The 21384-nt window shown below is 63.0% G+C and carries 15 protein-coding genes and 1 riboswitch; of the genes, 4 read left to right on the forward strand and 11 right to left on the reverse strand.

The window, feature by feature from the left end; all coding sequences use genetic code 11:
• Nucleotide 1 precedes the first annotated feature (1 nt).
• The gene (locus tag GGC65_RS03490; protein ID WP_192645893.1) at nt 2-523 is read right to left on the reverse strand and encodes a sigma-70 family RNA polymerase sigma factor; all 522 of its coding nucleotides are present in this window, start codon (nt 521-523) and stop codon (nt 2-4) included.
• A gap of 194 nt (nt 524-717) precedes the next feature.
• Between GGC65_RS03490 and galE the strand changes: the two genes are divergently transcribed.
• Nucleotides 718-1734: a UDP-glucose 4-epimerase GalE gene (gene galE, locus GGC65_RS03495; protein ID WP_192645894.1), complete on the forward strand. Its 1017-nt coding sequence runs from the start codon at nt 718-720 to the stop codon at nt 1732-1734.
• On the opposite strand, the gene GGC65_RS03500 is transcribed toward galE, so the two are convergent.
• The 6 genes from GGC65_RS03500 to GGC65_RS03525 form a co-directional block, all read right to left on the reverse strand.
• Nucleotides 1731-2303: a TMEM165/GDT1 family protein gene (locus tag GGC65_RS03500; RefSeq protein ID WP_192645895.1), complete on the reverse strand. Its 573-nt coding sequence runs from the start codon at nt 2301-2303 to the stop codon at nt 1731-1733. The two genes, galE and GGC65_RS03500, sit on opposite strands and share 4 nt — an antisense overlap.
• 17 nt (nt 2304-2320) lie before the next feature.
• Nucleotides 2321-2497, reverse strand: a riboswitch (yybP-ykoY riboswitch).
• Nucleotides 2476-2697: a hypothetical protein gene (locus tag GGC65_RS03505; protein ID WP_192645896.1), complete on the reverse strand. Its 222-nt coding sequence runs from the start codon at nt 2695-2697 to the stop codon at nt 2476-2478. Its footprint overlaps the riboswitch before it by 22 nt.
• Nucleotides 2697-6935, reverse strand: coding sequence for a translocation/assembly module TamB domain-containing protein (locus GGC65_RS03510; RefSeq protein ID WP_192645897.1), 4239 nt, complete (start codon nt 6933-6935; stop codon nt 2697-2699). The genes GGC65_RS03505 and GGC65_RS03510 overlap by 1 nt, the downstream gene beginning before the upstream one ends.
• Complete coding sequence (locus GGC65_RS03515; RefSeq protein ID WP_192645898.1) at nt 6935-9289, reverse strand: autotransporter assembly complex protein TamA; 2355 nt, start codon at nt 9287-9289, stop codon at nt 6935-6937. Before GGC65_RS03515 ends, GGC65_RS03510 begins: the two co-directional genes overlap by 1 nt.
• A 132-nt stretch (nt 9290-9421) precedes the next feature.
• A complete protein-coding gene (locus GGC65_RS03520) occupies nt 9422-10624 on the reverse strand; it encodes a nucleotide sugar dehydrogenase (protein ID WP_192645899.1) in 1203 nt (400 codons plus the stop codon).
• A gap of 70 nt (nt 10625-10694) precedes the next feature.
• Nucleotides 10695-12158 carry a protein adenylyltransferase SelO gene (locus tag GGC65_RS03525; protein WP_192645900.1) on the reverse strand — a complete coding sequence of 488 codons (1464 nt, stop codon included), beginning with the start codon at nt 12156-12158 and terminating at the stop codon, nt 10695-10697.
• A 150-nt stretch (nt 12159-12308) separates the two neighbouring features.
• On the opposite strand from GGC65_RS03525, the gene GGC65_RS03530 reads away from it, so the two are divergent.
• Nucleotides 12309-14264, forward strand: coding sequence for an acyltransferase family protein (locus GGC65_RS03530; protein WP_225940656.1), 1956 nt, complete (start codon nt 12309-12311; stop codon nt 14262-14264).
• 244 nt (nt 14265-14508) lie between these two features.
• Here the strand turns inward: GGC65_RS03530 and fcl are convergent, their stop codons facing one another.
• From fcl to GGC65_RS03550, 4 genes are all read right to left on the reverse strand, one after another.
• Nucleotides 14509-15447: a GDP-L-fucose synthase gene (gene fcl, locus GGC65_RS03535; protein ID WP_318780113.1), complete on the reverse strand. Its 939-nt coding sequence runs from the start codon at nt 15445-15447 to the stop codon at nt 14509-14511.
• Nucleotides 15448-15451: 4 nt separating this feature from the next.
• Nucleotides 15452-16549: a GDP-mannose 4,6-dehydratase gene (gene gmd, locus GGC65_RS03540; protein ID WP_192645902.1), complete on the reverse strand. Its 1098-nt coding sequence runs from the start codon at nt 16547-16549 to the stop codon at nt 15452-15454.
• 70 nt (nt 16550-16619) lie between these two features.
• The gene (locus tag GGC65_RS03545) at nt 16620-18554 is read right to left on the reverse strand and encodes a polysaccharide biosynthesis protein (RefSeq protein WP_192645903.1); all 1935 of its coding nucleotides are present in this window, start codon (nt 18552-18554) and stop codon (nt 16620-16622) included.
• Between the two features lie 64 nt (nt 18555-18618).
• Complete coding sequence (locus GGC65_RS03550; protein WP_225940657.1) at nt 18619-19218, reverse strand: sugar transferase; 600 nt, start codon at nt 19216-19218, stop codon at nt 18619-18621.
• Between the two features lie 63 nt (nt 19219-19281).
• Between GGC65_RS03550 and GGC65_RS03555 the strand changes: the two genes are divergently transcribed.
• Together GGC65_RS03555 and GGC65_RS03560 are read left to right on the forward strand one after the other, a co-directional pair.
• Entirely contained in the window at nt 19282-20145 is an 864-nt protein-coding gene (locus GGC65_RS03555) for an NAD-dependent epimerase/dehydratase family protein (protein WP_192645905.1), read from the forward strand.
• A gap of 15 nt (nt 20146-20160) precedes the next feature.
• Nucleotides 20161-21381: a glycosyltransferase family 4 protein gene (locus GGC65_RS03560; protein WP_192645906.1), complete on the forward strand. Its 1221-nt coding sequence runs from the start codon at nt 20161-20163 to the stop codon at nt 21379-21381.
• Nucleotides 21382-21384 lie beyond the last annotated feature (3 nt).

The raw sequence follows: 21384 nt of genomic DNA on the forward strand, positions 1-21384 counted from the left end.
CTCATTCACTCTCAATCAGTTCGGCGAGCTTCTTGAGCCCGCGATGGATATTCACTTTGACGAGCGATTCGCTCTGGCCGCTGATCTCGGAGGCCTCGGCGATCGAGGCGCCTTCGATCTTGACCAATGTGATCGCCTGCGCCTGTCCCGGCGGGAGCAATGTCAGCAGATGGTCGATGCTGAGCTTGGCGTGCACCGCCTCGTCCTCGGCGCCGACCGCGGCGTCATTGTCGCCGAGCTCGGCCTCGTCGCGCTGGCGGCGTAGCATGTCGATCCAGCGATAGCGGGCGATGGCCGCGAGCCACGGCAGGAAAGCGCGGCTGCTATCCCATGTCGCGAGCTTGCGATGCATCGATACGAGCGTTTCCTGAACAAGGTCGTCGATATGGTGCGGCGCGATCCGACGCGCGAAATAGCGGGTGAGCCATTTGCGGCTGTCACCCAGCAACGCGCGATAGGCGGCACGATCCCCCCGCTGCGATGCGGCCATCAGCCGTGCGAGCGAAGGTTCGTCGATGCTCATTTGGCGTATGTCCTGACGAAGCGCACCGGAGCCGGCGACGCAGATGACGGCGTTTGATGACCTGTTCGCCGATATCGCCGCGAAGGTTACACGAAAACCGGCACATGGCCGACGGACAAATATTTGGCAGGATGTCGCGGATAGAATAGGTCCGTCCGCGACGGTCGCTGCGCGCCTATGGAGATGATCGAGCAATGAATATATTACTGACGGGTGGTGCGGGATATATCGGCAGCCATGTTGCGGCGCCGCTCGTGTCGGCCGGCCACAATGTGGTGTGCTTCGACAATCTGTCGAACAGCGATCCGTCGGTAATGGAGAGGCTCGAAGCGATCACGGGCCAGGCGGTTCCGCTCGTCACCGGCGACATTCGCGACGGCGATGCCTTGCGCCAGGTCCTTCGTGATCATGCGATCGAGGCGGTCATTCATTTCGCGGGCCTCAAAGCCGTCGGGGAATCGGTCGCCGAACCGATGAAATATTACGACAACAATGTCCGCGGCACCCTGTCGCTGCTCGAGGCAATGGCGGATTGCGGTGCCAAGACCCTCGTCTTCTCGTCGAGCGCCACGGTCTACGGCCAGCCCCAATATCTGCCGCTCGACGAAAATCATCCTACCTCGGCAACAAACCCTTATGGCCGCACCAAACTGATGATCGAGGAAATGCTGGCCGATGTCGCCGCCGCCGATCCCGAATGGCGCATCGCGATCCTGCGCTATTTCAACCCGGTCGGCGCACACGATAGCGGGCTGATCGGCGAGAATCCGAACGGCATCCCGAACAATCTGATGCCCTTCGTCAGCCGCGTCGCCGCCGGGCGGCTCGCCGAGCTATCTGTGTTCGGCAATGATTATGACACCCCCGACGGCACCGGCGTGCGCGACTATATCCATGTCGTCGACCTCGCCGACGGCCATGTCGCCGCGCTCGATGCGATCGGCAAGACCGACCAGTCCCTGTCGATCTGGAACCTCGGCACCGGCCAGGGCTATTCGGTGCTCGACATGGTCGAGGCGTTCGAGCGCGTGAACGGCGTGCGCATTCCCTATCGCATCGCCCCGCGCCGCGACGGCGATGTCGCAAGCTGCTTTGCCAGCCCCGAACGCGCCGCGGCCGAGCTCGGCTGGACGGCGGAGCGCGACCTCGACGCGATGTGCTCGTCGAGCTGGAATTTCGAACGCACCCTTGCGGGACGAAACGCCGACTAGCCGAGCCAGCCCGCGGTCTGCACCAGCACCCACAGGCCGATCACCAAGAACAGCGCCGCTGCGACCATGCGAACCTTCGCAAGGTCGACGCGCTTGAGCAGTTCGTGGCCGAGGAAGATCGCGGGGACATTGGCGATCATCATGCCGAGCGTGGTGCCTGCAGTCACCGCGATGACGTCCTGATATTGCGCCCCGAGCGCGATCGTCGCGACCTGCGTCTTGTCGCCCATCTCGACGAGGAAGAAGGCGACAAGTGTCGTCAGGAAGGCCCCGAACCGCGGTTTCGGCGCATCATCGTCGTCGAACTTGTCGGGAATCAGCGTCCATGCTGCCATAGCGACAAAGGAAAGACCGATGGCGTAGCGAAAGACTGGGCTGTCGAGGAAGGCCGCCGCTTGTGCACCCAGCAACGCCGCGAGCGCATGGTTCGCGAGCGTCGCGGCCAAAATGCCGAGGATGATCGGCACCGGACGGTTGAACCGCGTCGCGAGCAGGATCGCGAGCAATTGCGTCTTGTCGCCGATTTCGGCGAGCGCAACGACGGCGGTCGAGGTGAACAGGGCTTCCATGGGGTACTCCGGGGCCGAGCGGCTTCGCGATTCCAATAGACATCAAACCCGCCGCCCGGCCCGGACGAAGGTCGATGCCATTGGTCTCGCCCAAGCGGTCTCCCGCTTCCACCGCACCACGACCTCTCGGCCGAGTATGTTGACACGGTGGCCCGTCCCGAAGGACGGCTGGCTACTCCCCAGATGACGTGGGTCCGTTAGACGGCTTGGCGGGCTCTGGCAAGTCTTCCGATACGGCGGCGGCCGCCTCGTCCGATTTGGTAATATCGGCGTCCATCGCCTTGGCGCGCGCCTCGATCTCCTTGGCCGCCTTGTCATAGCGCTCCTCGAAGCGCGGCTCGTCCTTGCACGCCGCAAGCAGCAGCAACGGCACGAGGAGAACGACGGCGCGCATCAATAATCCTTGCGGTACCGGATGCTGAGGTTCGATCCGCCCGAACCGCCCGCCTGGCTGAGCAGCGACAGCGCGGGAGTCAGGCTGATCTCGAGCTGCGTCGCGGTATAGCCGCGCGCATCGGTAATCACCTCCAGATAAATATCCTTGGTGATATATTGCCCCGCCGCAAGCGCTGCACCGCGCCCAACCGTATCGTCGGGGCCGAGTACGCGCAGCCGGTCGATCCCCGTCGCCGACTGGAGCGAGCCGAGCGGGCTCAATCCCCCGCCCCCGCTGCTCAGCGTGTTGAGCGACGAGGCGAGTTGCACCGCCTGCAGCGGCGACAGCGTCGTAATCGAATCGCCGAAGAGGATGCGCGAGACGATTTCGTCCTGCGGCAGGCCGGGGACGCTCGAGAAAGCGATCTGCGGATTGCTCGCGCGGCCGGTGACGCTGATGCTGACGGTGACCGTCTCGATGGTATCGCTCGCAAGTAGGCGGATCGCCGGGTCGAAGGCCTCGCCGGTCGGGAAGGTTACCCTGCCCTCCTGAAGCTCGAACGAGCGGCCGGCAAAACCGAGCGTACCGCGCACCAACTCGATCTCGCCGGTAACGCGCGGATCCTGCGTCGTGCCACGCAGCACGACGTCGGCTTTCCATTCCGATTCGAGCCCCATGCCGCTGACATAGATTTCGTCGGGCGCCTTCAGCGCAATGTCGAGGCGAATGAGGTCGAACAGGCTGCCGCCGACCGCCTGGAGCCCGTCGCCGCTGATCCGCTGGCGTCCAGCGGGCGGCTTGCGCCGTACCCCGGTGAGCACCGGAACCTGCGCCGCACCCTCGCGGATGATGCGATAGCGCGTTTCGGGAAGGCGCAGGCTGCCCGAGAGCAGCGCGGTCTGTCCCGCCACCTTTTCGAGCGTCAGATTGCCCGTCGCGCGCGCCGCGATATTCTCGCTCTTGGCGAGCCGCGCATTGTCGAGCGTCGCCGAAATATTCATCGGATAACCATCGGCGGACGCGAGGCTGATAAAGCCCTTCGCTTGGATCGTACCGTCGCCAGCAGACGCGGTCAGTTGCTCGATCTCGAGCCGGTTGCCGGTGAAGCGGCCGTTCACGACCATATTGGTGAGCCGCGTGCCATAGGTCTGGTTTTCATAGACCATGTCCTTGCCGCGGATGACACCCTCCAGACACGGATCGGAGACGCTGCAACTGAAATCGGCCGCGACCGCGATCGGACCAGACACGTGCTGCGTCGCGGGACCGAAGAAGGAATAGAGCGTATCGGCAGGGCCATTGTAGCGGATGCCGCCGCCGAGCGGCGCCGCCATCAACCGTTCGGTCCAAGTGCCCGCACCTGCACCCAGCGGGCGCAGCGACGCCTGCAACCGCCCGATCACGCTGCCGCGCTTGCGCATCACGGCGCGCGCCTCGCCGCCGTCGGCGAGCAGCTTGCCCGCAAAATTGACGTCGACCGGCTGGCTCACGGACGCAGCGGTCGTGCGCGTAAAATCGGTGATCGTCAGCCGCGCATCGGCGCGCGGGAAGCTCTCCGAGTTCCTTTGCTCGAAATCGAGACTGCCCGTCGCACGGCCGCCGAGCCCCATGTCGGGATAGACAGCGTTGAGGATCGCAATGTTGACGCGTTCGAGCCGGCTCTGGATCATGATGCCGTCGCCGAAGCGTCCCGCGACGCGTGCGTTGCTGCCGCGACCGAGGTTGATGTTGGTCGGCAGCAATTCATAGCCGTCAGCGCCGGGAATGATGCGCGCGGGCGACGTCGTGCGGAAATTGATGCCCGTCGCGCGGCCCTGCACCGACGCGCGCCATAGCTTGGGCTGGAGGTCGGCGTTGGCGGCAATGCGGAACGGCACCCCGCTGGTACCCTCGACCAGCGCCTGCGCCTTGCCGGTTCCGTTGCGATAGTCGATCTTCGCACGGCCGACCGCAATGTCATATTCGCGGATCTGCGTGTCGGCGATCTGTATGTCGGCGACGATATGCGGCGTGTCGTAGAGCGTCACATCGGCGTCGACGATCGCCGAACCGACCGCGAGCTTGGCGGCGCCGGGGAGCACGACATCGTTGGCGCGGACGTTGATCGCCGCGGCCTGATATTGCCCCGCCGCGGTCAGCCGGACGAGACCGCCGAGCCCCTGCCCCGACGCGTTGAGTTGGCCGACAAAGGGCCCGGCATCGCTCTTCACCAGCCGCCCGTTGAAGCCAATGCCCGACAGGTCGCCGCGCTCGACATCGATTGTCAGCGGGCCCTTGGCGGTCAGCAGCACGACATCGGCCGACAGCGGGCCATAATCGGTGTCGCCCGTCGCCGCGAGGCGATAGCCGTTCGGCGCGCCGTTGATATTTGCGACCAGATTGGCGAGCCCGATCCCGAGCCCGGGGCGCGCGGCCGTGACCACAGCCCGCGGATCGCTGATCGTTCCGGCGAGTTGCACGCCAACGGGCCCATAGTCGGTCGAATGGGCCTGCGCGGTCAGGCGAATCTGGCCATTCGGCGCATAGCTTCCCTGCCCGCCTGTTACCCGCAGGCGCGGCGCCGACAGGCGGAGGCCCGAGAAGCGGATGATCCCGTCCGTGCCGTAACGCACCGCGCTCGAGGCCGTCGCATTGCCGCCGAGGAAATCGCGCACTCCCGAATTGAACAGGCGCGTCGAGCGCGCGCGCACATTGCCGACGATCTCGAACCCGCCGCGTGGCGCAGTCTTGAGGTCGGCGTCGGTGTCGATGTCGAAGATGCCGACGCTTTCGATCCGGTAATCGTTGATCCGCCCGTCGATTGCGCCGGTGTAAAAGCCCTTGTTGAGATCGGCGATGAGGATCACCTTCGCATCGATGCGCGGCGAGCGCAGCCGCAGATTGTCGCTGAGGATTCGACCATTGCTGTAGGCAAGGTCGCCGTCGAGCCGCACCTGAACCAGCGTCCCGCCCGCAACGGTATCAAGCCCGCGGATACGCGTGGCCTTGCCCGCGACGGGAATGACGATCTGATCGGCGTCGACGCGCGCCTTGCCCGCAAGGACGATCCCCTCGACGATGATGTCGTTCACCGCGAGGCTGTTGGCATTCGCCTGATAATCGACCGTCGGGAGCGCGAAGGCGCCGTCGAGCGTCGCGGTGGCGCGAAGGCCATTGGCCCGCATCGCAGGCGCGATCGCGCTCGGGCGGAGGATATTGGCCGCCAGCTTCAGACCCTCGTAGCGATTGGCGCCAAGGTCGATCCCGCCACTGATGCCGAGCTGCGCCGCGTCCGACGACAGTCGCCCGTCGATGGCGGCCTTGCGCTCGTTCAGCCGCGCGGTGAGGTCGATCGCGGTTTCGGTCCCCAGCAATGCCGCGACCGGTCCGTCGGCCAGCATCCGCGACGCCTGCGCCGTGCCCTTGGCTGTAAAGGTGCCGTCCCGCCCCGTCAGCGCGATGCGCGCGAGCGGCGCGGCGCCGAGGTTCGCCGTCAGATTGCCGTTCCACAGCTTCCAATCACCGCGTCCGTCGAGCTTGGCGGTCAGCGTTTCCTCAAACCCGCCCATCGCGGCGAGCACGCCGCCCTTCGGCGCGGAAAGATCGAGCTTGACCGCGAGCCGGTTCGCCTCAGGCACCGCATCGAGCACGAGTTTCAACACATCGCCCTGCCCGCCGCCGCCCGCGATCGCCTCGGCATTGGCGGTGACTTGTGCGCGGCGGTCGGCAATCGCGATCTTGCCGTTCAGTTTTGCGACCTGGCGCTCGCCGGCGACCGGCGGTTCAAAGACGAAACGGTCGACGCGCACCAGCCCGACGTCGATATCTAGGTCGGGCAGCAATGGCTCGCCCGTGTCAGGAACGACCTTGAATTCGGGCAGTTTCCGCATCGTCATCGTCGCGGCGGTCGCCGATCGGACGTCGATGTGGTTTGCCAGATAACGGATCGGCCGCCAGTCGACCCTGACCTCGGGCGATGCCAGGAACACACCTTTGGGGTCCGACAACGTAAAATCGCGAATGACCATCTGGCCATAGAGCGATCCGTCGAGCCGGCCGATGCCGATCTTCATCCCGTTTTCGAACTCATATTTCTCGATCTGGGTGACGACGAACCGCCGTCCCGCGTCGCTGTTGAGCCCGACGAGGAACAGCGCGAAGAGCAGCACCAGCCCGAGCAGGCTCAGCCCGATCCAGCGCAGGATCGTGAACGGCCACGAACGCGGCGCCTTTGCCGGCACGGCTTCGTCTTCGGCGAAGGCGGCGTCGTCGGCCATCAGAAGGCCTGCCCGATCGACACATAGACGCTGACGCGTGCCTCACCCGGCTTGCGGCCGATCGGGGTCGCGATGTCGAAGCGCATCGGACCGAAGTTCGTATAATAACGCGCGCCGATGCCGGCGCCAAAGCGCAAATTCTGGAAGGTCGGCGCCGACGAACGATAGACCTGTCCGGCATCGACAAAGCCGACGACACCGAAATTGCCGAAGCGATAGCGCGTCTCGAACGCCGCCTCCGCGACGCTGCGGCCCCCGATCGGGTCGTTGTTCGGATCCTTGGGGCCTAATTCCTGATAACCGAAGCCGCGCACCGATCCGCCGCCGCCCGCATAAAAGCGCCGTGACGGCGCCAGCCGCTCGCGCGCCGCACCAAGGATCGATCCGACGCGCACGCGTCCCGCGAGCACGATGCTGTCGGTTACGGGATAATAGCCGCTGACGTCGGTACGGAGCCGCGCATAAGGAGAGAAGCGACCGGCGAGCGAGCCTTCGGGCTGGATCAGGCTGGTAATGCGAAAGCCCTTGGTCGGGTTCAGCAAGCTATCGGTGCGATCCATCCCGACCTGTCCGGTCAGCCCGAGGATGGTGTAAAAATCGTAGGACCGTTCGCCCTTGTCGAAATCATAATCATCCTCACGCGTCGCGATCAGCTCGGCGCCATAGGCATAGGTGAACTTCTTCTGCCAGATCGGCGTCGAATCATAGCTGACACGCACCCCGACGCGGCCGGTGATCGCGTTGAACGCGTCATAATTGCTCCGCGTGACCTCGGTAACGAGTTCCATGGTGCGGTCGCGGCGGCCGGCGTTCGAGCGGCGCAACGTCGCCCCGATCCCCTGCTCCTGCGTACCTAGCACCCCGCGGAAGGTCAGCGCGCCTTCTGGCGGGAACAGATTGCGGTGCGTCCAGCTCCCTTCCAGCCGGATACCTTCGCCGGTGCCATAACCCGCGCTGGCGGCGAGCGTTCGCGGCGGCCCCGCCTGCTGCGTCACAAGCATCGTCACATATTCGGTGTCGTCGCCCGCACTTTCTCCGGTCGCTTGCGGCTCGGCGGCGACGCTCGAGAACAGGCCGGTGGCGACGAGCGCCTGCCGAAGGTCGTCGACCATGCGGCTGTCGTAGAGGTCGCCGCGCTTGAAACGCGCCAGCACCTCGACATGCTCGGCATCGAACGCGAGGTCGCCCGTTGTCTCGATCCCTCCGAAGCGCGAGCGTTTCCCGATATCGACAGGCAGCGTATAGACGCCATCGCCCGTCGCACCGTCGAGCAATATGTCGCGCTGTCCGACCTTGGCGAAAGGATAGCCTTCCTGCGGCAGCTTGAGCGCAATCGCGGCTTCGGCGCCCTGGATTCGCTGCGCGACGATCGGCTCGCCAACCGCGAGCGGGAAATTGTCGGCGATCAAGGTCGGCGGAATCGTCGGCGCGGCGTCGATGATGATGTCGGCGAGCGTGTAGCGTTTGCCGGGCTTCACATCGATCACGGCGGTGATCGACCGGCGCGGGCGTGGCTGCCCCTCCTGCGCTTCCGCCCCTTCCTCGCGCTCGCCGCGGTCGATGCGGGTATCGACAATCGCGTCATAATAGCCTTCGGACGCGAGGACCCGCTGCATCAACTCGCCATCGGCCGAGAGCCGGGCGCGGATCATCGCGGCATTGTCGGCCTTGCCGTCGCCGTCGTACAGCGCCGACAGGTCGCCGAACAGGTCGGCGAGATCGACGTCGGTGCTGTCGTCGGCTGCATCGAGGCCGTTGACCTTCACCGAATAGGCGATCTCCACATTGTCCTTGTCATCTTCGGGTTCGGCGAACTGAACGGGTTCGACGTTAAAGCTTTCGAGCGGCGGCAGCGGTGCGGCGAGCTCGCTGTCGGTGATCGGGGCGTCGCCGATCACTTCGACCGCATCGCCGTCGGCGAGCGCAGGAACCGGGACGCCGTCTACTGCTGGTGGCTGCGTTTCGACGGTCGCATCGGCGCTGCCCTCGGCCTCCGGCTTGCCACGTTTCGCAGCCTCAGCAGCTTGGCGCTTTTCGAAATCGGCGATCGATTCCAGCGGGCGGTCGAGTTCGGCGTCATCTTCGGCGCGGATTGGCGGGATCGCCTTCTCGAACTCCTCGTCGCTGATAATCGGTTCGACTGCTGGCAATTGTACATCGGGCGGTGGCGGCGAAGGGGCGGCTATCGTTTCGCTGACGGCAACCGTCGACACCACCTTCGGCGGTTCGACTTGCTGCGCACTGGCGGCGCCGGCCCACGCTAGGCAAAGAATGGAGGACGCGCCGATCAGCAACCGCCGGACCCGCGAGGATCGGCGACCTGAGCATTCACGCGAAATTTCAGACTTTTTCATCTGCTGGCCACCGATGCGCACTTGTGGCTTGCGAGATATGGCTGTGCAACCCGTTTCTCCCCGTTCGACAAGCTAACTCTCCGACAATGGGACAGTTCCCGGCGATGCGGCGAGTTGCGCCAGTAGGGACGTTTAGGAATCGGCGCCGAAAAGATCGCGGCTGTAGACCTTGTCCGCGACATCGGCGAGATCGTCGGTCACGCGGTTCGCGATGATGACGTCGGCCTCGGCCTTGAACGCGTCGAGATCGCGGATCACGCGCGAGTTGAACAGGCGGTCCTCCTCGACGAGCGGTTCATAGACGATCACCTCGATGCCCTTCGCCTTCACCCGTTTCATCACGCCAAGGATGCTGCTGGCGCGGAAATTGTCCGAGCCTGCCTTCATTGCGAGCCGGTGGATGCCGACGATGCGCGGCGCGCGCTTGATGATTTCTGACGCGATGAAATCCTTGCGCGTCGTGTTCGACGACACGATCGCCTGGATCAGGTTCTGCGGCACTTCGCTGTAATTCGCGAGCATCTGCTTGGTGTCCTTGGGCAGGCAATATCCGCCGTAGCCGAAGGACGGGTTGTTGTAGAATTGCCCGATCCGCGGATCGAGACACACGCCCTCGATCACCTGGCGCGAATCCACACTATGCGCCGCGGCATAGGTATCGAGCTCGTTGAAGAAGGCGACGCGCATTGCAAGATAGGTGTTGGCGAACAGCTTGATCGCCTCGGCCTCGGTATTGCCCGTCTGCAGGATCGCGGCTTCGGGCTTCAGCGACCCTTCGAGAAGCAGCTGCGCAAACGCGGCCGCGCGCGGGTGGGTGTTGCCGACGATGATCCGCGAGGGATGGAGATTGTCGTACAGCGCGCGCCCTTCGCGAAGGAATTCGGGCGAGAAGACGATGGCATCGGTGCCAAGCTCCGCGCGCATCCGTTCGGTGAAGCCCACCGGGACGGTCGATTTGACGATGATCAGCGCATCCGGCGCCTTCACTAGCGCATCGGCGATCACGCTCTCGACTGTGCTGGTGTTGAAATAATTGGTGTCGGGATCATAGTCGGTGGGCGTTGCGACGATGACAAAGGCCGCGCCCGAATAGGCCGCATCGCGGTCGGTCGTCGCGATCAGGTTCAGCGGCTTGTTGGCGAGATAATCCTCGATCTCCGGATCGGCGATCGGCGATCGCTTTGCGTTGATCTGTTCCACCTTGCCGGCATCGATGTCGAGCGCGACCACCTCATTACGCTGCGCCAGCAAAATGGCGTTGGAAATACCCACATAGCCCGTACCAACGACAGTGATTTTGACGGACGGCGCATGCGGCGAATTTGCTGGGGGCAATGACTTATCCTCTGATCAATATGGCACCGCCCCTAGCAACTGCGGCGCACCGGCTCAACCGCAGCCAGCGTCAGGTGCCGCAGAAGGTCTTGTAGGGGCCGGCGTCGGCCGCGGCCGGCTCAGCAAAACGCTCGAATCCTGGGCGAATGATGTAGGGATGGCGCACAACCTCAAGCAGCTCGAGCCACGGCGCGAGATCGCCCGCCTCCGCAGCGACCAAAGCGGCTTCGACCAGATGGTTGCGCGGGATATAGAGCGGGTTCACGGCATCCATCGCAGCCGCATGTTCCAGCGGCCCCGTCGGCTCCCGCGCGATCCTCTCCCACCAGTCGGCGATCCATGGCGCCATCGCATCGGGCGCCGGAAGCAAGCTTTCAAACAGCGCACCGTCGCCGCGCAGCAGCATTGCCAGCGCGCGGAAGAAGGAGGTGAAATCGACGTCATATTCTTCGAGGTCATCAAAGAGAGAATCGATCAGCTCGCTGTCGTCATCGTCGTGGACAAGCAGGCCCAGCTTTTCCCTGACCCGTGCATGCCAAACCGCACGAAATCGGTTGGGGATCGCATCCACCAGCGCCTTTGCCGCGTCGACATCGGCAGGCGATACCCGATGGATCGCGGGAAGCAGCGCCTCGGCGAACCGCGCCATGTTCCAGTGCAAAACCTGCGGTTGGCGGCCGTAGGCATAGCGACCATTTTCGTCGATCGAGCTGAAGACCGTGTTCACCGAAAAGCGATCCATGAAGGCACAGGGGCCATAGTCGATCGTCTCGCCGCTGATCGCAACATTGTCGGTATTCATCACCCCATGGATAAAACCGACGCCAAGCCAATTGGCGATCAGTTCGCATTGCAGGCCGACAACGCGGTCGAGCAGTGCGAGCGACGGGTTGTCGGCTTCGGCCAAGTCGGGAAAATGTCGACGAATGCTGTAATCGGCGAGTTGGACGACATGGTCGGCGCCGAAATGGGCGGCAAAGAATTGGAAGGTTCCGACGCGGATATGGCTGCTTGCAACGCGCGTCAGCACCGCACCGGGATGCGCGCGTTCACGCTGGACCCGATCCCCCGTCGCGACCGCAGCAAGCGCACGCGTTGTCGGGATGCCCATCGCGGCCATCGCCTCCGACACCAGAAACTCCCGCAACACCGGCCCGATCGCGGCCTTGCCGTCTCCGTTGCGCGAAAAGGCGGTCGGGCCCGATCCCTTGAGCTGGATATCGAATCGCGCACCATCGGGCGCCACGATTTCGCCCAGCAGCAACGCGCGGCCATCGCCCAGCTGCGGCGAAAAATGCCCGAACTGATGCCCGGCGTAGGCTAGCGCGAGAGGATCGGCTCCCGCGGGAAGCGCCAGTCCCGAAAACAATTGCGCCAGTTGCCCTTCATCGACGTCGGCGTCGTCGATCCCCAACCGCTGCGCCAAGCCATGATTGAAAGCCAGGAGTTTCGGCGCCGATGGTTTCGCGGCTTCGGCGGGAGCGTAGAAGCCCTCCATCTCATCGTGAAAAGTATTGTTAAAAGCGAAATCCATCGCGACTCCTAGGCACCATATCTTGAGTGCCGATGGCATGAATGCAACAGTCAGCGGGTTGCGGCACCCCGCTTTCTATTGACAACGGAAGGACCCTCACGTCTAGATCTTTAGTGCGAAACGCGCACCGCCTCGGGCCTCTGCGCCCCTTTGTTCTCTCCCAGCAACACCCGAAAGCGAAAAATGGAACGACCGCCCTTGCCTGCGTATCGATATGACATCGATGGGCTTCGCGCTCTGGCAGTCGCATCGGTGGTCATTTTCCACCTGTTCCACAATGTTCTGCCTGGCGGCTATCTGGGCGTCGATATTTTCTTCGTGATTTCGGGCTTTCTGATTTCGGGCATTATCATGCGCGATGTCGAAAGGAGCCGCTTTTCGATATCGGTCTTTTACCAGCGGCGCATTCGTCGATTGATGCCCGCGCTTACGATCGTCCTGATCGTGACGAGCATCGCAGGGGCGATCATTCTGCTGCCGGCCGACCTCGAAGGATATGGGAAAAGCTTGATCGCTGCGATCTTCTTCGTCGCGAACATCTATTTTTGGCGCGATACAGATTATTTCTCGCGCGCAGCCGAAAACAAGCCACTGCTCCACCTTTGGTCGCTCGGGATCGAAGAGCAGTTCTACATCTTTTTCCCGCTGATCCTGTTTTTCCTCGCGCGGCACCGCTCGTTTCTACTGCCAACCATCTGGGCGCTGACAATCGGGTCGCTGGCGCTCAACATCGCATTGCTGAAGATCGGCGGCGGCATTCCCGCCTTCTACCTCCTTCCGACGCGGGCATGGGAATTAGGCGCGGGGGCGCTCATCGCCCTGCACGGCCCCGCCATGCTGGCGGCAAGAACCGCCTCGGGAGTGCGCGCAGGCGCCTTCTTGCTGATGGCCGCGGGTCTCCTTTATGGAGGAGAATGGCCGTCCTGGTTTCCCGTTGCGATTCCCGCAGTGCTGGGCGCCGCGCTGCTGATATGGGTCGGCTCGCCGCAACAGAGTGCAACCGGCCGACTACTGGGATTGCCGCCCGTCAACCTGACGGGGCGTATCTCCTATTCGCTCTATCTCTGGCACTGGCCGCTGATCGTTTTGCTCAAATATTATCTGGTCCGCGACTTTGGCCTGATTGAAGGCTTCGCGGTGGGCGCCGCCGCCTTTGTCGCAGCGTTTCTCAGCTATAAATATGTCGAAAGCCCTTTTCGTGCCTCGACTATGCCATTCCGCAAGGTCGGAAGCTATGCCCTTGCCGGCGCGCTCCTCCTGCTCGCTGCCGGAGCTCTATTTACTGTCACCCGCGGCTTACCGGATCGACTGGATACCCATGCGGCGTCGATCAACCGGTCGGTCGACACACACTATCGTTGCCCCGTCTCCAAGCTGATGTCTTTTGGCGCGTCGCGCGCCTGTGACCTCAGCCTCGACGGCAAGGACAGCAGCGCGGCTGAGGTCGCGCTCATCGGCAATTCCCACGCCCAAATGTATGCCCCGATAGTGGAACGACAGCTCCGCAAGACGGGGCAAGCCGGCCTGTTGATCCCGATCAACAGCTGCCTTCCCACTGTGTCGGTGAATGTCACGAAGGACTGCTTCGGCGCGGCGCAAGCCAATCTCGATGCGCTCACGGCGTTACCGCATGTCAAAACGGTTATCATCGCGTTCAACTGGCCGATCGACAAGGCGCTGGTCACAGCGGACGGGCGGCGCGTCGAAGGCGTTCGGGCGCTGGCGATGGCGCATGGGGTTGAAGACCTCGCCGCAAAACTGCCCGGCCGAAAGATCATCGTCGTCGGCCCGATCGCGCAGCCGGGCTTCGATATCGCTTCAATCCTCAGCCGCCAGATCGCCTTTGGAAAACACCCGCAGGTGGCGTCGAGTACAGCGGCAAAGCCCTTCCACGCACAATTCGCGCCTGCCCTGTCGGTTTTGGAAGCAAACCCGCGTATCACGCTCATCCGGCCCGACCTGCGCCAGTGCGACGCTGAACATTGTTATTTTGTGCGCGGTGGGCTCAGCCTGTTTTCCGACAGCAACCATATCGCGGCGCCTGCGCTTACTGTATTCGAACCGGAATTTGTCGCCGCGCTGGCCAGACAGGGCGCCAAAAAATAGGCGCGTGGCAACCGAATCTTCGACCTTGTAACGGTGGACGGCGCTGCACGCGCGGCTCGGGCTGCGGCTATACGAGATGCAGACGGGCAACGCGCGTTGCCGGTTTCATAGGAATGCACGCGGCAGCCCACTAGCTGGTGGGCGGCGAAACCGCCCAGCACAGCGATTGCGGTCGGCGTCCCCGAACTTGTCGACGGTTCAGGCGGTCGGAAGCAGTTATGCCTGAGACGGCGCGCTCCGTGCGTCAGGCTCGGTTTTCTAGGTACCAGCGATAGACCCCGTCTATGCCATCGTTGAGGTCGATCGCGGCGCGCCAGCCGAGTCCCTCAAGCTTCGACGTATCGAGCCGTTTGCGCGGCGTACCGTCGGGCTTCGACGCGTCGCGCAGGATCGCTCCTTCGAAGCCGACGACACGGCCGATCATCTCGGCCAGATCACCGATCGCAATCTCGTCGCCGCTGCCGATGTTGACGATTTCGGGCGCCGAATAATTTTGTGCCAGGAAGACCAACGCGTCGGCGAGATCGTCGACGTGCAGGAATTCGCGGAGCGGCTTGCCGCTACCCCAGATGGTAAAATCCTGGGCGCCCGCCTGCTTCGCTTCGTGCGCCTTGCGGATCAGCGCCGGAAGTACATGGCTGGACGTCAGGTCGAAATTGTCGAACGGGCCGTAAAGATTTGTCGGCTGCGCCGAAATGAAATCGAGGCCATATTGATGACGATAGGCCTGGCACAGCTTGATGCCCGCGATTTTGGCAATCGCATACCACTCGTTCGTCGGCTCGAGCGGCCCGGTCAGCAGCGCATCCTCGTTGATCGGCTGCGGCGCGAACTTGGGATAGATGCACGACGAACCGAGGAAGACGAGCTTCGAGGTACCGACGTGGCGGGCAGCCTCGATGATGTTCGCCTCGATCATCAGATTGTCATAGAGGAATTCGGCCGGGCGCGTGTCGTTGGCGTGGATGCCCCCGACTTTTGCCGCGGCGACAAAGACGAGGTCGGGCCGCGCCTCTTCCATCCACGCTTCGACCGCGGCCTGCCGGCGCAGATCGACCCGCTCGCGCGGTGCCTCGATCAGCTCGCATCCCTCGCGCGCTAGCCGGCGCACGAGCGCCTGGCCGACCATGCCGCGATGCCCAGCAACCCAGATGCGGCGGCCCGTCAGATCAAACGTCGACACGGCCTCAGGCCGCCGAACGCGGAAGCAGCGACTGTTCTTCGTCGACACGGCGATGCTCGGCTTCGCGCGCGACAGCCTTGAGGTCTGCCTCCATCATGTCGGTAACCAGCTGTTCAAAGCTCGTCTCGGCGACCCAGCCGAGTTCGGCCTTGGCCTTCGCGGGATCGCCGATCAGCAGTTCGACTTCGGTCGGGCGGAAATAGCGCGGGTCGACTTCGACCAGAACCGTCCCCGTCTTGGCGCACACGCCGCGCTCATCGACGCCGGTGCCCTGCCAGTCGAGGGTGATATCGACGTGCGCGAAGGCGCGCTCGACGAAATGCCGGACGGTCTGCGTTTGCCCGGTCGCAAGCACGAAGTCGTCGGCCCGATCGTGCTGCAAAATGCGCCACATCCCCTCGACATAATCGCGGGCATGACCCCAGTCGCGCTTGGCGTCGAGATTGCCGAGCCACAGCTTTTCCTGAATGCCGAGGTGGATCGCGGATACCGCGCGCGTGATCTTGCGCGTCACAAAGGTTTCGCCGCGGATCGGACTTTCGTGATTGAAGAGGATGCCGTTCGAGGCGAACATGTCGTAGGCCTCGCGATAATTGACGGTGATCCAATAGGCGTAAAGCTTTGCCGCGGCGTAAGGTGAACGCGGATAAAAGGGCGTCGTCTCGCGCTGCGGCACTTCTTGCACCAAGCCATAGAGTTCGGACGTCGAGGCCTGATAGAAGCGGGTCTTCTGCGTCAGCCCGAGGATCTTGATCGCTTCGAGCAGCCGCAGCGTCCCGATTGCGTCGGCATTCGCAGTATATTCGGGCGTATCGAAACTGACCTGGACATGGCTTTGCGCCGCCAGATTGTAAATTTCGTCCGGCGCGACTTCCTGGACAATCCGGATCAAATTGGTCGAATCGGTCATGTCGCCGTAATGCAGATGTAACTTAGCCGCACTTTCGTGCGGGTCCTGATAGATGTGATCAATACGGCCGGTGTTAAAGGACGAGGATCGCCGCTTGACCCCGTGAACTTGATATCCCTTGGCGAGCAGCAGCTCGGCCAGATAGGCACCATCCTGGCCTGTGACACCGGTAATGAGTGCGGTTTTGGTCATGTGACTTTCCTGATTTTCGGTACTGTATAGGGGTTTCGGGCGCGCGCTAGCACAGGCGTCGACGAGAGGTCTAGCTGCTAACCACCCCTTCGTCACGGCGGAGTGCGACGAAATCGACCAGATCGCCATTATGCTCGAATTCCACGACAAGCTTTCGCAGAAGCTCGCGTGCGGCCAGCGATTTGCGCTCGGCGATCATCGCATTGAGCTGCTCCAGCGCGACGCGAAGCTCCGCCCATGCGATGAAGGGTTCGTTGGCACGCAGGATACGCGGATGCGCCGAAGGCATCGGATCATTGCCGATCAGAAGCTCTTCATAAAGCTTTTCGCCCGGCCGCAACCCGACATATTCGATCGCGATGTCGCCGTCGCCGTTATGCTCTTCGCGGACGCTGAGGCCCGAAAGCTCGATCATGGCGCGGGCAAGATCGACGATCTTCACAGGCTCGCCCATATCCAGCACGAACACGTCGCCACCATTCGCCATCGCGCCCGCCTGGATGACCAATTGCGCGGCTTCGGGAATGGTCATGAAATAACGGGTGATCTCGCGATCGGTAATCGTAATCGGGCCACCGGCCGCAATCTGATTGCGAAACAGCGGCACCACCGAGCCACTCGATCCCAGCACATTGCCGAAACGGACCATCGAGAATTTCGTGGGCAGGCCGTCCGCATTCAGCGCTTGCAGGGTGATTTCCGCAAGTCGTTTTGTCGCGCCCATGACGTTCGTCGGGCGCACCGCTTTGTCGGTGCTGATCAGCACAAAGGCAGACACGCCATGCTCGCGCGCGGCAAGGGCGCAATTTAGCGTTCCGAACACATTGTTCGCCACGCCTTCGAGCAAATTATGCTCGACCAGCGGCACATGCTTGTAAGCGGCGGCGTGATAGATGGTATGCGGGCGCCACGTGCCGATGATCTCGTCGAGCCGGCTTCGGTCGCGCACGGTGGCGAGCAGGGGCACGACCGACCGTGCGTTGACGAGGCCGCTTTCCATGTCGCGCACGAGTTCCTGGTGCATCGCATAGAGGTTATATTCGCTCGAATCGACGAGGAGCAGGATATCGGGCGCCAGCCGGGCGATCTGCCGGCAAATCTCGCTGCCGATCGATCCGCCTGCGCCGGTCACCATCACGACCTTGCCGGTAACATTCTTGTGCAACAGCTCAACATCGGGCGGAATCGGCGCGCGCCCCAGCAAATCCTCGATGTCGAGATCGCGCAGGTCGCCAAAGGATACGATACCGCGCGCAAGCTGGTCGACTCCCGGCATCGTGCGGATGTGCAGGCCCGATCCTTTCAGCCGGGCAATGATCGACGCTCGCTGCGCGCGGCTGGCCTGATTGATCGCGAGCAGCACGTCGGTGATACGATGCCGCGCGATAAGAGTCGCCAGCTTGTCGGGCGAATGTACGTTCAGACCGTTGATCGTCGCTTTCCACAATGTCGGATCATCGTCGAGGAAACCGACCACGCGCACCTGTCCGCTGACTTGCAGCGCCGACGCCAGCTGGCGACCTGACGCGCCCGCACCATAAATGATTGCCTGTGGCTTGTCGGCGGCGGCGACCGCATTGAGGTAGATCCCGCCGAGCCAACCACTGACGATCCCGCGCGACCCAACGACAAAAAGCACCAGCAATATGGGCTGGATCAGACCGATCGTCCGCGGCACCGGCGGCATGCCGATGAAGGTGTAGACGATTGCGAACGGGATCGCATAGATTGCTACGGCCTTGACAATCGCAAGAAGCGCCGCGCCGCCGCTATAACGGAAAATTGCGCGGTAAAGACCCGAAATCGCAAAAATCGGAAGCGCCAGAAATACGGCGGTGATTGCCGGATACAGCATCGGGCCCTGAAGGTCGGCCCACTCGTTGGTGCGAAGATAATAGGCGACATGAACGCTGATTACGCAAAGCAGTGCATCCGCTGCGAGCGCGATCGCCCGCTTGACGGGCCGCGACAGGCCGAGGACTTTTTCAGATAATATAGCTACCACAGGAAAAAGATCCGTCCTTCCGACCAGCGCATTTCCAAATATTTATGCAACCGAACTGCACCTTCTAGTGCGCTACGGACTTATCGCCAAGCAACTTCCCCGCCGTGCGCAGGATGATGAGGAGGTCGAAAAGCGACGACCGCCGCTCCAGATACTCGCGATCGAATGCCACTTTCTCCGGGATCGGAAGCTCGTCGCGGCCGTTTACTTGCGCCCAGCCGGTGAGCCCCGGGCGCAGGACGTCCACTCCCTGCTGCTGGCGTAGCGCGATCAGGTCATCCTGATTGAACAACGCGGGGCGTGGCCCGACGATACTCATGTCGCCGATAAACACGCTCCACAGCTGTGGAACTTCATCGAGGCTCGTACGGCGGAGGAAACCGCCGATCGGCGTCAAGGCAGAGGCTGGATCGACAATGAGATGCGTCGCCACCGCGGGGGTTCCGACTTTCATCGTGCGGAATTTAGGCATGCGAAAGATCGCCCCGCCCCGCCCCACTCGGTCGGACCAGTAAAGCGCGGGGCCCGGCGAGGTGAATTTAACCGCCAAGGCGACACCGAGCGCGACCGGCAACAACAAGATGCCACCTGCTATCGTCAGCACCAAATCGGTTACGCGTTTCACTCCAACCCCACGATATCGGTATCGAACGGGCGACCGCATACGCGCTTCCCACCTGCCGGGGAAGGGCTGTTTTTGTCATGCCGGCTGTGTATAGCGGCCGCCATGGCGGCGCGGCGCGACAATATCCTGGTAGTCGGAGGAGGCAGCCGCATCGCGACATCGCTCGCTCCATTGCTGGGAGAGCGCGCCCGCTTCATTTCGCGCCGGCCCTCGGGATTGCCGAGGGAAATAGCGGTCGAGAATTACGACATGCTTTCGCAGCAGATGTTCGACGGCATCGAATATGTGGTCAATTGCGTCGGCGTCAGTTCCGGCGACGCGGCGCTGATGCAGCGGGTCAATGTCGACATGCCGCTCGCGCTGGCTCGATCCGCCCGCGCAGCGGGCGCGCGCAGGATGATCCATATTTCGTCCTTCTCGGTCTATGGGGCAGCACGTCTGATCGACGAACGGACGCCCGCCGGGCCGACAAGCGATTATGGTCGCTCGAAGCTCACTGCCGACACACGCCTGCTCGCGCTGGCGGACGACCGGTTCGCTATAACGACGCTGCGGCTTCCACTGATCTACGCCCCGGATTCGCTCGGCAAGCTGGGCCAGCTTCTCAAACTATGGACGCGCCTGCGCTTGCTGCCGGTTCCCGCCGCCGATGTTTCGCGCGCGATGATCAGCGCGGACCTGTCGGCTTCGGTCGTCGCGCGGCTGTGCGAAGACTTCCGCCCGGGCGTCCAATTCGCCGCGGACCCGATGCCTTTCACTTATGTGCAGGCGGCCGCCGCGCGATCGGAAACGCTCTTCCGGCTCCCGCTGCCGGCCGTGGCAATCCGCACGGCCGAACGGGTTGCGCCCGCTATCGCCGCGCGGCTATTCGCCGACAGCCACCTTGCCGACGCGGACAATCTTGCAATCGGCTATGGCTTCGCGTCACAGCTGTACCGCGACATTGCTCACGCTGTTCTCCGTTAATTGCCGAAAGAAGATATGAAGCCTGAACGCCGCCTCTGGGTCGTATCCGAACTCTATTATCCCGAGCAGACATCGACCGGTTATTTCCTGACGCGCATCGCCGAAGGGCTCGCCTCGTCGATGCCGGTCGAGGTCGTTTGCGGTCAGCCGACTTACAGCGAGCATGGCGTGCGCGCGCCGGCGCGCGAGGATCGCGGAGGTGTACGCATCAACCGCGTGCCTGCGACGCATTTCGGCAAGGACCGGCTGCTGCTGCGCGCGATCAACATCCTGACGCTCACGCTGTCCGTCGCATGGTTCGCTCTTTTCAATTTCGCACGTGGCGACCGCCTGTTGATCGTAACCAATCCGCCGACGCTGCCGCCGCTGGTTGGGCTGATCGCACGCTGGAAACGGATGGATGCCCATCTTCTCGTTCATGACGTCTACCCCGAGGTCTTGGCAGCAACGGGGTTCATGCGCCGCCAGAGCCTGCCCTATCGGCTCCTCGAACGCCTTTTTTCGGCGACCTTTGCGCTCTACGGATCGATCATCGTGCTCGGGCGCGACATGGCCGACCTTGTCCGCGTCAAGCTGCGCGGCGCCGAACGGCGGGTTACCATCATTCCCAATTGGGGCGATGTCGACGAGATCGCGCCGCTCGCTCGCGATGCGAACCCCTTCTTCGCCCTGAACCAGATCGATGCCCCCTATGTGATCCAGTTTTCGGGCAACATCGGCCGCACGCACGATGTCGAGACAATTATCGCTGCCGCGCATCAACTAAAGTCGCGAAGCGACATATTGTTCGTCTTTGCGGGCTATGGCGGGAAAACCGATTTTATCAGTCAGGCCGTTGCATCGGGCGAACTGCCGAATGTCCGCCTGCTGCCGCGGCAGCCGCGCGAATTGCTTGGCCCCATGCTCGCCAGCGCGACGGCCACGATCATCTCGTTCGTCGATGAAATGAAGGGGCTTTCGGTCCCTAGCCGCATGTACAATGTGTTGGCAGCGGGCACGCCGATCATCGCCATCGCCGACGCTGATTCAGAACTCTCGTTGACGATCGCAGAGGAACACTCGGGCTGGGTCCTCGCACCCGGCGATACCGACGCGCTCGTCGCGCTTGTCGAGCGATTGGCAGCGCCTGCCGGAGCCGAAGAGGCGCGACAGTTCGGGGCGAATGGCCGCGCCGCGGTCAGCAGAAGTTACACGCTGGCGTCCGTTCTCGAAGGGTTTCGCGAAACCCTGCGCTGAACC

The organism is Sphingopyxis sp. OAS728 (assembly GCF_014873485.1).
GTDB lineage: Bacteria > Pseudomonadota > Alphaproteobacteria > Sphingomonadales > Sphingomonadaceae > Sphingopyxis.